This window comes from Olsenella uli, from assembly GCF_901212675.1.
Lineage (GTDB): Bacteria > Actinomycetota > Coriobacteriia > Coriobacteriales > Atopobiaceae > Parolsenella > Parolsenella uli_B.
The window spans coordinates 1-13,196 of the sequence record NZ_CAAKOQ010000010.1; the positions used below are offsets into that span (position 1 = coordinate 1).

Here is a 13,196-nt window from a genome sequence, read left to right on the forward strand (position 1 = left end):
GCCTCGCGCGTGCCCTCCGGGGGAGCGCCGCGCAAGGTCGTGCTCGGCCTCGTCGCCGTCGGCGTGCTCGCCGTGGTGGCGCTCGTCGTCGTGGCGGTACTCTCGCGGATGCCGGTCTTCGTCATCACGGGCATCGACGCTTCGGCCTCCGAGCACGTCTCGGCCGACACCATCGCCAAGCTCGCCGCCATCGAGGACGGCACGACGCTTCTCTCCGTCGACACCTCGGCCGTCGAGCGCAACGTGCAGCAGAATCCCTGGGTCAGGGGCGTGAGCGTGCGCCGCGAGTTCCCCGACACCCTCGGCATCACCGTCGAGGAGCGCAAGGTCGGGGCGCTCGTCGTCCTGGGCTCGGGCTCGAGCGTGTGGGCGCTCGGCGACGACGGCGTCTGGATCGAGCCCGTGCAGGTGGACTCGTCGGGCTCTGACGACGTCACGGCGTCGGCGCTCGCCAAGGCCCAGGAGCTGGGGTGCATCCTCATCACCAACGTGCCCTCGAGCGTGGACCCGGCGCAGGGCGCACAGGCGACCGACGACACCGTCCGGGCCGTGCTTGCCTACCAGGACCAGCTGCCGCCCGACATCTCGTCCAAGGCTCAGGTCTACTATGCTGCGAGCACGGGCAGCACCTCGGTGGTGCTGAGCGACGGGCTCGAGATCTCGCTGGGGCAGCCCACCGACATCAACGCCAAGGCCCAGGCGCTCACCGAGATCCTCAACACGTACGCGGGGCAGCTCACCTACGTGAACGTGCGCGTGCCGAGCAAGCCGTCGTACCGCAAGGTCTCGGGCGACGCCGTGCTGGCGGGCGACGCGGCGAGCGTGGTGGAGCAGAAGGCCGCCGCGGCCGAGACGGCAGCGACGGCCGCCGCGACCACGGGGCCCGCCGCCTCGGCCACGACCGCCGACGCGAAGTCCTCGAGCGGCTGATTGGCCCCTGTCGGCACGTTCCCTTCCGTCTGATTTGTCACATTGTGTGCAATGTGACAAATCATACGGAAGGGAACGTGGAAGGTGGCGGGGCCTTCTCGCGTGTGAACTCTGAGTAACCGCCAAGTTCTCTGTTGACGCGCGGGTCTGGAATATGACAGCATATGCTGCTTTATCTCATACATTGAGCTAAACCTGAGCTTGAGAGTTTGAGGACATTGGCACAGCAGACGAGCACCACCATCGGCACCACGACGAAGCGCGCCACGACCCCGCGCCATGCGGCCGCGGCCACGCGGACCACCACCGCACCCAAGACGAGCACCACCGACAAAAGGGGCAATACCCGCACGCAAGGAGGACCCATGAGCGCTAACGACACCCTCAGCAACTACCTGGCCGTCATCAAGGTCGTCGGCGTGGGCGGCGGCGGCACCAACGCCGTGAACCGCATGATCGAGGAGGGCATCCGGGGCGTCGAGTTCGTCGCCGTCAACACCGATGCCCAGGCGCTGGCCCTCTCCGACGCCGACATCAAGGTCCACATCGGCACCGACATCACCAAGGGCCTCGGCGCCGGCGCCGTGCCCGAGGTCGGCGCCGAGTGCGCCGAGGAGAGCCGCGACGAGATCAAGGCGGCCCTGGCCGGCGCCGACATGGTCTTCATCACCGCGGGCGAGGGCGGCGGCACCGGCACGGGCGCGGCGCCCGTCGTGGCCGACATCGCCAAGAACGACGTGGGCGCACTCACCATCGCCGTCGTCACCAAGCCGTTCACCTTCGAGGGCCGCAAGCGCTCCGCCAACGCCACCACCGGCGTCGAAAACCTCGCCGAGAACGTCGACACGCTCATCGTGATTCCCAACGACCGCCTGCTCGACCTCGCCGAGAAGAAGACCACCATGCTCGAGGCCTTCCGTATGGCCGACGACGTGCTGTGCCAGGGCACGCAGGGCATCACCGACCTCATCACGGTGCCCGGCCTCATCAACCTCGACTTCGCCGACGTCTGCACCATCATGCGCGGCTCTGGCACGGCCATGATGGGCATCGGCATCGCCTCGGGCGACTCGCGCGCCACCGACGCCGCCCAGGACGCCATCTCGAGCCCGCTGCTCGAGACCTCGATCGACGGTGCAACGCGCGTGCTGCTCTCCATCGCCGGCAACAAGGACCTCGGCATCACCGAGATCTCCGACGCTGCCGACCTCGTGGCCTCCAACGTCGACCCCGACGCCAACATCATCTTCGGCACCACCGTGGACGAGAGCCTCGGCGACCAGGTGCGCATCACCGTCATCGCCACGGGCTTCCAGACCGCCTCGGCCCAGCCGTCGCTTCTGGGCGACACGTTCCACGCGCCCGCTGCCGCGCCCGCGCCCTCGCCTGCCCCCGCCGCCACGCCCAAGGCGCAGGCCGCCAACACCGGCAGCAAGGAGTTCGACATCCCCGACTTCCTGAAGCGCGGCCGGATGTAGATGAAGAGGCCCTCGCTCACCAGATACGAGGCCAACGGCGTGACCCTGCTTGGCGACCTTGGTCGCCCGGGCGGGGTCACGCTCGCGTTTACCGAGCGTACGGGTGGCGTCTCGAAGGCCCCCTACGCAAGCCTCAACCTCGGCTCGCACTGCGGCGACGACCCGGCGTCCGTGGCCGAGAACCGCGTTCGCGCCCTTGCCGCCGTGGGCGCCGCGCCCATCGCCGGGAGGCTCGTCGAGCCCAGACAGGTGCACGGCGACCACGTCGTGGTGGTGCGCTCGGCGGACGAAGCCGAGCTCGCGCGCGTGCGCGCCGAGGCCCAGGCCGGCGCCGACGCCGTGGTGTGCACGGCCCCGGGCGTGCCGGTCCTGCTCTGCTTCGCCGACTGCGTGCCCGTGGTGCTCGTGGCGCCCGGCGCCTTCGCGGTGGTGCACTCCGGCTGGCGCGGCACCTTTGCGCGCATCTCGGCCAAGGCGCTGGTCGTGCTTTGCGACGAGGCCGGCTGCGCCTCGGCCGACGTCTCGGCCTACATCGGCCCCCACATCATGGGGCCCGACTACGAGGTATCCCCTGAACTCCTGCAGAGGTTCGTGGAAGAGTTTGGTACGATGGTGAATGTAAGGGGAGTGTTAAGAAACCTCTCCCTTGAAGCAGCCATCACATCCACACTCGAATCCGCAGGGGTGAAGCCTTGCCAGATCTTGGACGCATGCGTCTCGACCGCCTCGCACACCGACCGCTTCTTCTCCTATCGAGCCGAGGGCGGCACCACCGGACGCCACGCCGCAATCGCCTACCTCTAGGAACCCTCGCCGGGACGCTCGCGCTTGCGTGCGTCCTGGTCCTTGTGGGGTGCGGGGGAGGGGCGTCCGCCTCGCACGCCCTCACCGTCGCCGGATCCACCACGGTGCTGCCCATCGCCGAGATGGCCGCCGAGGGCTTCGAGGCCAAGACCGGCACCCACGTGCTCGTGAGCGGCCTGGGGTCAAGCGCCGGCATCGAGGCCGTCACCAACGGCACGGCCGACATCGCCACGAGCAGCCGCGAGCTCACGGCCGAGGAGGCCTCCCACGAGCTCGTCTCCACCGTCATCGCGCACGACGGCATTGCCGCTATCGTGAGCCCGGAGAACACGGTCTCGGGTCTCACCACCGAGCAACTGCGCGGCATCTACGCCGGCCAGATTACCAACTGGAGCGAGGTGGGCGGCCCCGACCTCGCCATCCAGGTGGTCAACCGCGACGAGGCCTCCGGCACGCGCGAGGCGTTTCGCTCCATCGTCATGGACGGCACCCCCTTCGACCGCTCGGCGGCCGTGCTCCCCGGCACGGGCCAGGTGCGCGACGTCGTGAGCCGCACGCCGGGTGCCATCGGCTACATCTCAATCGGCTTCGTGGAGAGCGCCTACGCCTCCACCCACGTGCGCGCCCTTCCCATCGACGGCGTTGAGGCCAGCGAGGAGACGGTCGAGAGCGGCGCGTACCCCATCAGCCGCGAGCTCTACCTCTTCACCAACGGCGACCCCAAGGGCGAGGCCTACGACTACATCTCCTACTTGCTCTCGCCTGACATGGAGCAGACCATCCGTGACGCCGGCTACATCCCCGCTCTGGACTCGATACCCGGCCGAGGAGAGGGGGGCGACGCCCAGTGACGACGCGCGATTCCGAGGCCACGGCTATCTCCCAGGCCGGCGGCGGCCCTGCGAGCCTCAAGCAGGTGAGCCGCGCCACGCGCATGAAGGAGGCTGCGCTCAGGAACCTCTTCCTCGCGTGCGCCTGCGTGGCGGTGCTCGCGGTGGTGCTCATCTTCGTCTTCACCTTCTGGAAGGCCGCGCCCGTGCTCTCCCAGATAGGCCTGGGCGAGTTCCTCTCGCTTGACTGGGCGCCCACGAGCGGCCACTACGGCATCCTGGCCCTGCTCGCGGGCTCGGCCATCGTGACGGTTGGCTCGCTGGCCATCGGCGTGCCCCTGGCCGTGGGCTGCGCGGTGTTCCTCACCGAGATTGCCGGTCGCAAGGTGGCCGGCGTGGTGGGCACGGCGGTCGACCTGCTTGCCGGCGTGCCCAGCGTGGTCTTCGGCTTCTTCGGCCTCGTGGTGCTGCGCCCGCTCGTTGCCGGCGCCACCGGCGGCCTGGGCTTCGGCGCGCTCACCGTGTGGCTCGTGCTGGCCGTCATGATCGTGCCCACCATCACCACCCTCACCATGGACGCGCTGCGCTCCATCCCCATGGGCATCCGCGAGGCGAGCTTCGCCATGGGCGCCACCCGCTGGCAGACCATCTACAAGGTGGTGCTCCCGGCGGCCAGGATGGGCATCGTGAACGCTGTGGTGCTTGGCATGGGCCGCGCCATCGGCGAGACGATGGCCGTGCTCATGGTGGTGGGCAACGCTCCCGTCATCCCGGCAGGCATCGCGAGTCCGCTCTCGACGCTCACGAGCCAGATCGCGCTCGACATGGGCTACTCGAGCGGCCTGCACAGGAGCGCCCTCTTTGGCATGGGCGTGGTGCTCTTCCTCATCTCGGCCGCGCTCGTGGGCATCGTGCGCATGGTCTCGGCCGAGCGCGAGGGCGCGCCGCGGCGCGGGCGCAGGCGCGTGGGCGGCGCCACGGCTGGTGCCGAGACCCAGGCTGCTCCGCAGGGCAAGGCTGCCACGGCGCAGGTCTCTGTCGCCAAGCCGGGCGCGCCTGTCAACGCTGCCGCCGCGGGCCCCGCGTTCGCCGTGGCCCCCACTGCCGCCGCCGAGGGCAGCCGCGCCCGCATCCAGCGACTGCTCGCCTCGGGCGCGGGCAAGGGCGCCAACAAGGGCCGCGTGAACGACGTCATGCTCGGCGTGTTCCGGGCGGCCGGCATCCTCACCTCGTGCGTGCTCGCCCTCATCATCGCCTTCGTGGCCGTGAACGGCCTGCCCGTCATGAGCCTCGACTTCGTCTTTGGCTGGCCGCACGGCGTGAACGCCGAGGGCGGCATCTTCCCCACGATCGTCTCGACCCTCTACGTCACGGCCCTGGCGATGCTCATCTGCACGCCGGTGGCGGTGCTCGCGGCCGTCTACCTGGCTGAATATGCCAAGCAGGGACGCCTTGTCACCTTCATCCGCTATGCGGCCGACACCCTCTCGAGCGTGCCCTCCATCGTCATGGGCCTCTTCGGCTACGCGATGTTCGTCGAGGCGATGGGCCTCGGGCTCTCCATGCTCTCGGCCGCCCTCGCCCTCGCCCTCATGATGCTGCCCATCGTCATGCGCACCACCGAGGAGGCCATCCGTGCGGTGCCGCGCTACATCCGCTGGGGCGCCTATGGCCTGGGCGCTACCAAGTGGCAGGTGGTCTCCAAGATCGTGCTGCCGAGCGCCTTCCCGCGCATCGCAACGGGCATCGTGCTCGCCATCGGCCGCGCCATCGGCGAGACGGCGGTGGTGCTCTACACCATGGGCCAGGCCATCAACCTGCCCGTCACGCCGCTCGACTCGGGCCGTCCCATGACGATCCACCTCTACCAGCTTGCCAACGAGGGCATTAACATGCAGGCCGCCTACGGCACGGCGCTTCTGCTCATGGTGATGATCCTCGCATTCAACCTGTTCGCGCGCCACCTGTCGCGCCGCTCCGCAAACAAGGCGAAGGGAAACTAGCCGATGACCGTCTACCGCCATGCGCCCCAGAACAACGGCCAGGGCATCCATGTCGAGGGGTTCGACTTCTGGTACGGGTCGTTTCATGCGCTCACGGGCGTGTCCATGGACGTGGCGCCCAACAAGATCACGGCGTTCATCGGGCCGTCGGGCTGCGGAAAGTCGACCTTCCTGCGCTGCATGAACCGCATGAACGACCTCATCGAGGGCACCCGCACGGCGGGCCTCATGTCGCTCGACGGGGCCGACATCTACGCCGAGGGCGTCGACCCGGTCGACCTGCGCCGCCGCGTGGGCATGATCTTCCAGCAGCCCAACCCCTTCCCCAAGTCCATCTACGAGAACGTGGCCTTTGGGCCGCGCCTGCTCGGCGTCACGAGCAAGGCCGACCTCGACGGCATCGTGGAGGAGTCGCTCAAGCGCTCCAACCTGTGGAAGGAGGTCGCCGACCAGCTCGACAAGAACGGCCTGGCGCTCTCCGGTGGTCAGCAGCAGCGCCTCTGCATCGCGCGCACCCTGGCCGTGCAGCCCGACGTGCTGCTCATGGACGAGCCCTGCAGCGCCATCGACCCCACGAGCGTCCAGAAGGTCGAGGACCTCATGGCCGAGCTCGCGCCCGAGATGACCATCATCATCGTCACGCACAACATGCAGCAGGCGGCGCGTGTCTCGGACTACATGGCCTTCTTCCTGCAGGAGCACGCCGGCGAGCCGGCCGGGCTCGTGGAGTATGGTGACACGAGCGAGATCTTCAACTCGCCGCGCGACCAGCGCACCGAGGACTACATCACCGGCCGCTTCGGCTGACGCCCGCCGCTGCGCGCCGATGCGGCCGCTGCCCCGAGGTGACGGGCGCCTGGGGTAGCCGTCGTCCTCGCCGGCCCGCCCGCCGCCCCACGACCCGAGGGAGGAACCATGAGAGAGACATTCAACCGCCAGCTCACCGAGCTCCGCCAGGAGCTCGTGTCCGTCTACGCCACCATCGACCTCGCGCTCCACGACGCCGTGGACGCGCTCGTGGAGGGCGACAAGGCCAAGGCCAAGAACGTGAAGGCCCTCACGCGCACGCTCGACGAGCGCTGCGCCGAGCTCGAGGACAAGGCGTTTCTGCTCATCGCCACCCAGCAGCCGGTGGCGGGTGACCTGCGCCTCATCAAGTTCGTCATCTTCGCCAACTTCAACCTGGCGCGCATGTCCAACCATGTGCGCAACATCGCCAAGACCGCCAAGCGCTGCTCCGGCAAGGACGTGCCCGGCCAGCTCCTCGACCTGCTCGCGAGCGAGGGCCACCTCGTCTACCGCGTGCTCTCCGGCTGCGTCATGGCCATCGTGGAGGAGGACCTGCGCCAGGCGGTGTCGCTTCCCACCCTCGACGAGCCGGTCGACGACCTCTACAGGCAGTTCTTCCGCACGCTTGCCACGCTGGGCCCCGATGACGACATGGACGCCGCGAGCCGTGTGGTCATGGCCTCGCGCATGCTCGAGCGCATCTCCGACAACGCGGTGGAGGTGGGCGAGCGCCTCGTGACGCTGCTCACCGGCAAGCGCCGCTCCCTGGACGACCTCGCCGACCTCGACGACGAGGACCTCGAGGGCCTGCTTGCCACGCGCGGCGCGGGCCAGCTCGCGGGCAGGTTCGTCGACGAGAGTCTTGCGCGCCAGATTCCCGAGGTTGCCATCGAGAAAACGGATGGGGCGTCGGAAGGGGGCGACGATGGGAACGGAGCCGAGTGAGGCAGAGCCTCGGGGCCGTGAGGCCGAAGCGATCGAGGCGGACCCCGCCTACGAGGCGTTTCTTCGCGAGCGCAGGGAGCAGATCCTCGAGCGGCTCTCCGCGGCGTGCGTCCGCGCCGGCCGCGACGCCTCCGAGGTGATGGTGGAGGCGGTCTCCAAGACCGTCGACACGCCTGCCGTGGTCGCTGCCATGCGCGTGGGCTACGCGGCCTTCGGTGAGAACCGCCCGCAGGAGCTCGTTCGTAAGCTCGACGCGCTCGCGGCCGCGCAGGTGGTGCCCCCTCGCTTTGACATGATTGGCAACCTGCAGGTCAACAAGGTCAACCACGTGCTTGCCCGCGTGCGGCTCGTCCACTCCGTGTCGAGCACGCACCTGGCCGAGGCCATCTCCAAGCGTGCCGAGCGCGCCGGCATGCGCGTGCCCGTCCTGCTCGAGTGCAACGTCTCGGGCGAGGCCTCCAAGAGCGGCTTTGCCCCGGACGAGGCGCGTGCCGCGGCCGAGGAGCTCTGCGCGCTCGGCGGCATCGACGTGGAGGGTCTCATGACGATGGCGCCCGCCCACGACCCGGGCGCCGCCCGTCGCACCTTCTCGGGCCTGCGTGGGCTCGCGGACGACCTCAGGGCGCGCACGGGCCGTGCGCTGCCCACGCTTTCCTGCGGAATGAGTGATGATTTTGCAATCGCGGTCGAGGAGGGCTCTACCCTCGTTAGGCTGGGAAGGATAGTGTTCTCAGAGGACTACACGCTCGACTAGCTTGGCCGACGGCGCCCTTGGGCGGCGTCTCGCGAGACATGGGGACATCATGGGCTTCTTCGACAATCTCAAGGGTGCCGTCCAGGACCGCCTGCACCCCGACGCGCAGCGCGACGACTACTACGACGACGGCTATGACGACCAGTACGACGACGGCTACTACGACGACTCGGCCGCCGATCCGCGCGGTCGCTCCTCGCGCGACGACCAGCCGCGTACGGGGCTGCTCGGCAACCCGTCGCGCCCCGAGGCCGACAGCGTCTCGGTCTACACGCGCTCGGGTCGCCACCTCTCCGACGATGACCTGGCCCCCAACGTCGACCACTACCGCGACGAGGGCGGCTATCGCGACGACGGCGCCTACCGCACCGCCGACGACTCCTGGCGCGCCAACGCCGACCGCGTGGTCGACCCCGAGCCCGTCATGCACGAGGCTCCGGCCGCGTCCTACGTGCCGCCCATGACGCAGCCCGGCGTCTTCGGCGCCACGGGCAACACGCCCGGCGACGTGGGCCTCACCGCTGTGCCGCGCGTCACGAGCGGCAAGCTGCCGCCCTATGTGCTCAAGCCCACGAGCTACGACGACGTGCAGATGGTCGTGCGCCGCGTGCGCACCAACCAGCCGGTGGTGCTCTCGTTCAAGAACCTCAAGATCGAGATCGCCAAGCGCATCCTCGACTTCAGCTTCGGTCTCGCCTGCGGCGTGGACGGCTCCGTCGACGAGCTGGGCGACCGCGTCTTCGTGGTGCTGCCCAACGGCATCGAGCTCTCCGACGCCGACAAGCAGAAGCTCAAGAGTGACGGCCTGCTCAAGTAGGGTTCGCGCCGGCCGTGCGGCTGGTCTTGGCCTCGTGGGCCGTTTTGCCTGCGGGGTCGCGTGTCCGGGCCAGCCGATGCCTGGTCGTGCGGCCGGTGCCGGGCGCTCGGGCTTGGTGTACGATACGTCATCATCGTTCTAACTGCCGCGGCGGCCCTGGGCCGTCGCCTTCTTTAGGGGGAGACATGGCAGAGGTTTCCGAGGTGCTGGCTAGCGCCCGCATCGGTGTCATCGGCGGCGGCTCGATGGGCGGCTCGATCGCCCGCGGACTCGCCCAAGCGGGCGTCATGGCACCCGAGCGCGTCTTCGTGTGCGACCACAACCCCGGCAAGCTCCAGGCGCTCGCCGACGCCGCTGGCATCCAGACACGCGCCAACGCCGACGAGCTACTCGCGGCCGATCCCACGGTCGTCGTGCTCGCGGTGAAGCCGCAGGTGTTGGGTGCCCTGCTCGAGCAGGTGGCTGACCGGCTCGCTGGAAGGCTCGTCGTCTCCATCGCGGCGGGCGTGGCCCTCTCGACGCTCGAGGGCATCCTTCCCGGCTCGCGCGTGGTGCGTGTCATGCCCAACCTGCCGGTCTCGGTGCGCTCCGGCGCCTCGGCCGTGGCGGGCGGCTCGTCTGCCACCGCGGATGACGTGGAGCTCACGCGCACGCTCTTCTCGGCGCTTGGCGCGGCCAAGGTCATGCGCGAGGACCAGCTTGACGCCGAGGGCGCCGTGGTGGGCTGCGCGCCGGCCTTCTTCGCCCTCATGCTCGACACCCTCACGCGCGCCGGCATCCGCGCGGGGCTTCCCGCAGCGGCTGCGCGCGAGATGGTGAACGTCACGATGCTCGGCGTGGCCGAGATGCTCAAGGAGTCCGGCGAGCACCCGCGTGCCTACATGGAGCGTGTCACCTCCCCGGGCGGCACCACGGCCGCGGCCCTCTACGAGCTCGAGCCGCTCCTGGCCAAGGGCTCCTACGACGCCGTCGACGCGGCGCTCGAGCGCACCGCCGAGCTTGCGAGGAGCTAGCCTGAGATGCTCATCTACCAGATAGGCCAGGTCATCCGGGCGTTGTTCAACTTTTACGAGATGCTCATCGTGGTGTGGTGCATCCTGTCGTGGTTCCCCGTGCGCGAGGGCAGCCTCGTGGGCGACGTCGCGGTGGTGGTGAACCGGCTGGTGGCGCCCTACATGAACCTGTTCCGGCGCTTCGTGCCGCCGCTCGGCGGCATCGACTTCTCGCCGATCGTCGCCATCTTCGCGCTCTCCATCATCGAGAATGTGGTGCTGCCGCTCCTGGGCGCGCTGGGCGCGCTGCTGTAGGGCCCTGGTCCCGGCGGGCCGGCCCTGCACCCGTGCGCATGTGTTCCCTTTTTGCCGCCTGCGCACGGGTCCGGAACTGCGGCTATACTGTCGGACATGCATAGAGCGTCCTCGCGACCTCGCCATAGGAACGAAAGGGATTCAGAATGGCAATCACACCCGCAGAAATCGACCAGCTCACCTTCTCTCCCTCCAAGCACGGTTACGACACCGACGAGGTCGACAACTTCCTCGAGCGCCTCTCGGGCGAGGTTGACGCCATGCTTCAGAAGATCGCCGACCTCAAGGGTCGCCTGACTGCCTCCGAGCAGCAGCTCGCCGCATCGCAGGCCCAGGTCCAGCAGCTCCAGCAGCAGCTTGCCCAGGCCGGCTCCGCGCCTGCCGCTGCGCCCGCGCCGGCTCCGGTGGCACCGGTTGCTTCCGTCGCCTCCGAGGACCAGATCTCGCGCGTCCTCATCATCGCCCAGCAGAGTGCCGACAAGATGGTCGCCGACGCCCGCGAGAACGCCGAGAAGATTCGCAACGAGGCCGACCAGAAGGCCCGCGAGGTCATCCGTCAGGCGCTCGCCGAGAAGCAGAGCGAGCTCGACGAGATGGATCGCCTCAAGCAGTCCCGCGAGGAGTTCCGCGACCAGTACAAGGCGCTGCTCCAGCACTTCATGGACGACGCGGACAACGCGTTCTCCCAGCAGCTCTCCACGAGCCTGCCCACCGGCTCCGCCGCTGCGAAGGCCCCCGTCGCCGCTCCCGTTGCCCCCGCTGCCCCGGCTGTCACGCCTGCCGCGCCCGATGCGGACGCCACGCAGCTCTCGACCCCGCAGCAGCTGCCGATGTCCGGCGTTGACGTGGACGACCTGGACTAGCAGGTTGCGCCCTGCCCGCTGATGGCGGGTGTCGCTTGCGTGATTTGGCCCAGTCTGGGGCGTTGGATTGAACCTCAGGGGGAGGGTCGCCCACGGCGACCCTCCCCCTTTGCCGTGACATCCGGCAATTCCACCATCCTTTATTTGCCTCTATCCTGGACTCATCAGCAAAGGCGAGCCTGCTCTCTTAACTCCAGAGCTCACAGCTTTGGCAAGGCCTACCATCTCACCCCCAGAGCTCACCAGTATTGGCTGGCCCTTCTATCTCAGTCCCAGGACTTTCGTGCTCTGGCTTGATTCGCTCTCCCAATCCCTGGACTTACCAGCTCTGGCTTGATCCGCCCTCCCAATCCCAAGGTTTGCCGTCCCTGGCGGGGCTCGCATTTTGACGTGTATTGGTCTGTCTTAGATTCAGATAGCAGACTTGCATAAATCCTATTTGAAACTGCATAACTTGGTTACTATGGTCAACTCCACCTTTGGGTCGCAAGCCATCTCCCAAAAGTCGAGCGACATTTTTCGGGAACGTCTCCGGTAGATGGCTTGCGCGGCTTGCGACCCGACCCAAAGGCCCCTCCATGAGCGGGACGAGGACTCAGATTCAACGCCGGACTCCGCCCTGAATCTCCGGAAAGGCCAATCCTCCGGCGCGACGGCTGGTTGGTTCCAACCACGAGGGCAGCCAGGAGACCCTCCGAGCGAACCTGCCTTAAGCCAGGACGCGCCGCATCTCCTCGGCCACCGCTTCGAGGGTCTCGTCACAGTCTACCTGCGAGATTCGGTAGCCAACGAAGTAGGGCGAGGCCACCCATCGCGGCACGACCTTGACCGTGATGCGACCGGGTGCGTCATCGCCTCCCATGGTTGAAGAACCCACGACCTGCGCCGCGGCAATGCCCGAGTCCCGCGTCTCAACCACGTCCTGCGTGCGGTAGAAGAAGAGGTTGTACGAGTTGCAGCCGTGGCCGTGGTAGCTCTCGAGCAGGAAGCGCACGAGCTTGCGGATGACCTCGGAGAGCCAGACGACGTCCGCGGGCGCCACGAGCGCATCGTCGGACGTCTCGGGCACCGAAGCGTTCGTCTCCATGAATCCCATGAGCGGGTGCGTCGAGAGGCTGAGCTCGCGGCCGCCGTCGCGCAGCACCTCCACGCCGCCAAAGGCGTTCGCGGGCACGCGCTCGTAGCCGTCCTTCTTCGTGAGCCCCACGATCTGCAGGTGCGGATGGCGAATCGATCCGCCCGAGAGCGGCCCGTAATTCTTGTACATGAGAACGCTCCGATAGCGCCGGTCGCGCAGCATCTGGCCCCAGCACTCGAGTGAGAACCGCAGGACGGCCTCGCTCTCCTCGGCCGAGTAGTTGGAGAAGTCGCCCTCGTGGTCGCCCGACTCCACGACGATGGTCTGCATCGTGTCGGCAAGCGTGCGGTACTTGTTCACGAGCCAGATGCGCTCGCCGTCCTGCCGCAGGATGCTCTCGAGCGTCTCGGGGTGGCAGAAGGGGCAGTAGCCGTCTGTGTGGCGGATGTTCTCCGGCTTGTGCCTTGCCACGCGGTTGATGAACACGAGCGGCGCGTTCTCGATCTGTGCCATGGAGCCCCCTCTTGTGTGACAATCCTTCCGGATGGAAAGTGTGACAGCGAGGACTGGATGTGACAAATCATCCGGAAGGAAATGT

The 13,196-nt window shown here is 68.2% G+C and carries 13 protein-coding genes; 12 read left to right on the forward strand and 1 reads right to left on the reverse strand.

The annotated features are described in order from the left end of the window. The 12 genes from EFAMC1_RS01045 to EFAMC1_RS01105 all read left to right on the forward strand — a co-directional run. Positions 1–930 (forward strand): cell division protein FtsQ/DivIB (locus EFAMC1_RS01045; protein ID WP_154052496.1); only part of this gene is annotated, 930 nt, incomplete at its 5' end. Between the two features lie 365 nt (positions 931–1,295). Continuing rightward, positions 1,296–2,408, forward strand: coding sequence for a cell division protein FtsZ (ftsZ, locus tag EFAMC1_RS01050; protein ID WP_154052497.1), 1,113 nt, complete (start codon positions 1,296–1,298; stop codon positions 2,406–2,408). Then, a complete protein-coding gene (locus EFAMC1_RS01055) occupies positions 2,409–3,212 on the forward strand; it encodes a polyphenol oxidase family protein (protein WP_154052498.1) in 804 nt (267 codons plus the stop codon). A 44-nt stretch (positions 3,213–3,256) separates the two neighbouring features. Then, positions 3,257–4,063 (forward strand): phosphate ABC transporter substrate-binding protein, encoded by an 807-nt coding sequence (locus tag EFAMC1_RS01060; RefSeq protein ID WP_261981699.1) that lies wholly within the window; start codon positions 3,257–3,259, stop codon positions 4,061–4,063. After that, on the forward strand, positions 4,060–6,045 hold the full coding sequence (pstC, locus tag EFAMC1_RS11080) for a phosphate ABC transporter permease subunit PstC (protein WP_261981700.1): 1,986 nt from the start codon (positions 4,060–4,062) through the stop codon (positions 6,043–6,045). The genes EFAMC1_RS01060 and pstC overlap by 4 nt, the downstream gene beginning before the upstream one ends. 3 nt (positions 6,046–6,048) lie before the next feature. Continuing rightward, positions 6,049–6,852, forward strand: a complete 804-nt coding sequence (pstB, locus tag EFAMC1_RS01075; protein WP_154052499.1) for a phosphate ABC transporter ATP-binding protein PstB — start codon at positions 6,049–6,051, stop codon at positions 6,850–6,852. Between the two features lie 108 nt (positions 6,853–6,960). Next, on the forward strand, positions 6,961–7,779 hold the full coding sequence (locus EFAMC1_RS01080) for a phosphate signaling complex PhoU family protein (protein ID WP_154052500.1): 819 nt from the start codon (positions 6,961–6,963) through the stop codon (positions 7,777–7,779). After that, on the forward strand, positions 7,760–8,533 hold the full coding sequence (locus tag EFAMC1_RS01085) for a YggS family pyridoxal phosphate-dependent enzyme (RefSeq protein WP_154052501.1): 774 nt from the start codon (positions 7,760–7,762) through the stop codon (positions 8,531–8,533). The genes EFAMC1_RS01080 and EFAMC1_RS01085 overlap by 20 nt, the downstream gene beginning before the upstream one ends. Positions 8,534–8,582: 49 nt before the next feature. After that, positions 8,583–9,350 carry a cell division protein SepF gene (locus tag EFAMC1_RS01090; protein WP_154052502.1) on the forward strand — a complete coding sequence of 256 codons (768 nt, stop codon included), beginning with the start codon at positions 8,583–8,585 and terminating at the stop codon, positions 9,348–9,350. 185 nt (positions 9,351–9,535) lie between these two features. Further along, on the forward strand, positions 9,536–10,363 hold the full coding sequence (gene proC / locus EFAMC1_RS01095) for a pyrroline-5-carboxylate reductase (RefSeq protein ID WP_154052503.1): 828 nt from the start codon (positions 9,536–9,538) through the stop codon (positions 10,361–10,363). A gap of 6 nt (positions 10,364–10,369) precedes the next feature. Further along, positions 10,370–10,657 carry a YggT family protein gene (locus tag EFAMC1_RS01100; RefSeq protein WP_154052504.1) on the forward strand — a complete coding sequence of 96 codons (288 nt, stop codon included), beginning with the start codon at positions 10,370–10,372 and terminating at the stop codon, positions 10,655–10,657. A gap of 146 nt (positions 10,658–10,803) precedes the next feature. Next, positions 10,804–11,520 (forward strand): DivIVA domain-containing protein, encoded by a 717-nt coding sequence (locus tag EFAMC1_RS01105; RefSeq protein WP_154052505.1) that lies wholly within the window; start codon positions 10,804–10,806, stop codon positions 11,518–11,520. 709 nt (positions 11,521–12,229) lie between these two features. On the opposite strand, the gene EFAMC1_RS01110 is transcribed toward EFAMC1_RS01105, so the two are convergent. Beyond that, positions 12,230–13,111: a DUF4931 domain-containing protein gene (locus EFAMC1_RS01110; RefSeq protein ID WP_154052506.1), complete on the reverse strand. Its 882-nt coding sequence runs from the start codon at positions 13,109–13,111 to the stop codon at positions 12,230–12,232. Positions 13,112–13,196: the final 85 nt, after the last annotated feature.

Excerpts from the sequence above, each read along its gene's own strand:
- ftsZ (WP_154052497.1), top strand. The coding sequence starts at position 1,296 with ATGAGCGCTAACGACACCCTCAGCAACTACCTGGCCGTCATCAAGGTC.
- EFAMC1_RS01055 (WP_154052498.1), top strand. The coding sequence starts at position 2,409 with ATGAAGAGGCCCTCGCTCACCAGATACGAGGCCAACGGCGTGACCCTG.
- pstB (WP_154052499.1), top strand. The coding sequence starts at position 6,049 with ATGACCGTCTACCGCCATGCGCCCCAGAACAACGGCCAGGGCATCCAT.
- EFAMC1_RS01080 (WP_154052500.1), top strand. The coding sequence starts at position 6,961 with ATGAGAGAGACATTCAACCGCCAGCTCACCGAGCTCCGCCAGGAGCTC.
- EFAMC1_RS01085 (WP_154052501.1), top strand. The coding sequence starts at position 7,760 with ATGGGAACGGAGCCGAGTGAGGCAGAGCCTCGGGGCCGTGAGGCCGAA.
- EFAMC1_RS01090 (WP_154052502.1), top strand. The coding sequence starts at position 8,583 with ATGGGCTTCTTCGACAATCTCAAGGGTGCCGTCCAGGACCGCCTGCAC.
- proC (WP_154052503.1), top strand. The coding sequence starts at position 9,536 with ATGGCAGAGGTTTCCGAGGTGCTGGCTAGCGCCCGCATCGGTGTCATC.
- EFAMC1_RS01100 (WP_154052504.1), top strand. The coding sequence starts at position 10,370 with ATGCTCATCTACCAGATAGGCCAGGTCATCCGGGCGTTGTTCAACTTT.
- EFAMC1_RS01105 (WP_154052505.1), top strand. The coding sequence starts at position 10,804 with ATGGCAATCACACCCGCAGAAATCGACCAGCTCACCTTCTCTCCCTCC.
- EFAMC1_RS01110 (WP_154052506.1), bottom strand. The coding sequence starts at position 13,111 with ATGGCACAGATCGAGAACGCGCCGCTCGTGTTCATCAACCGCGTGGCA.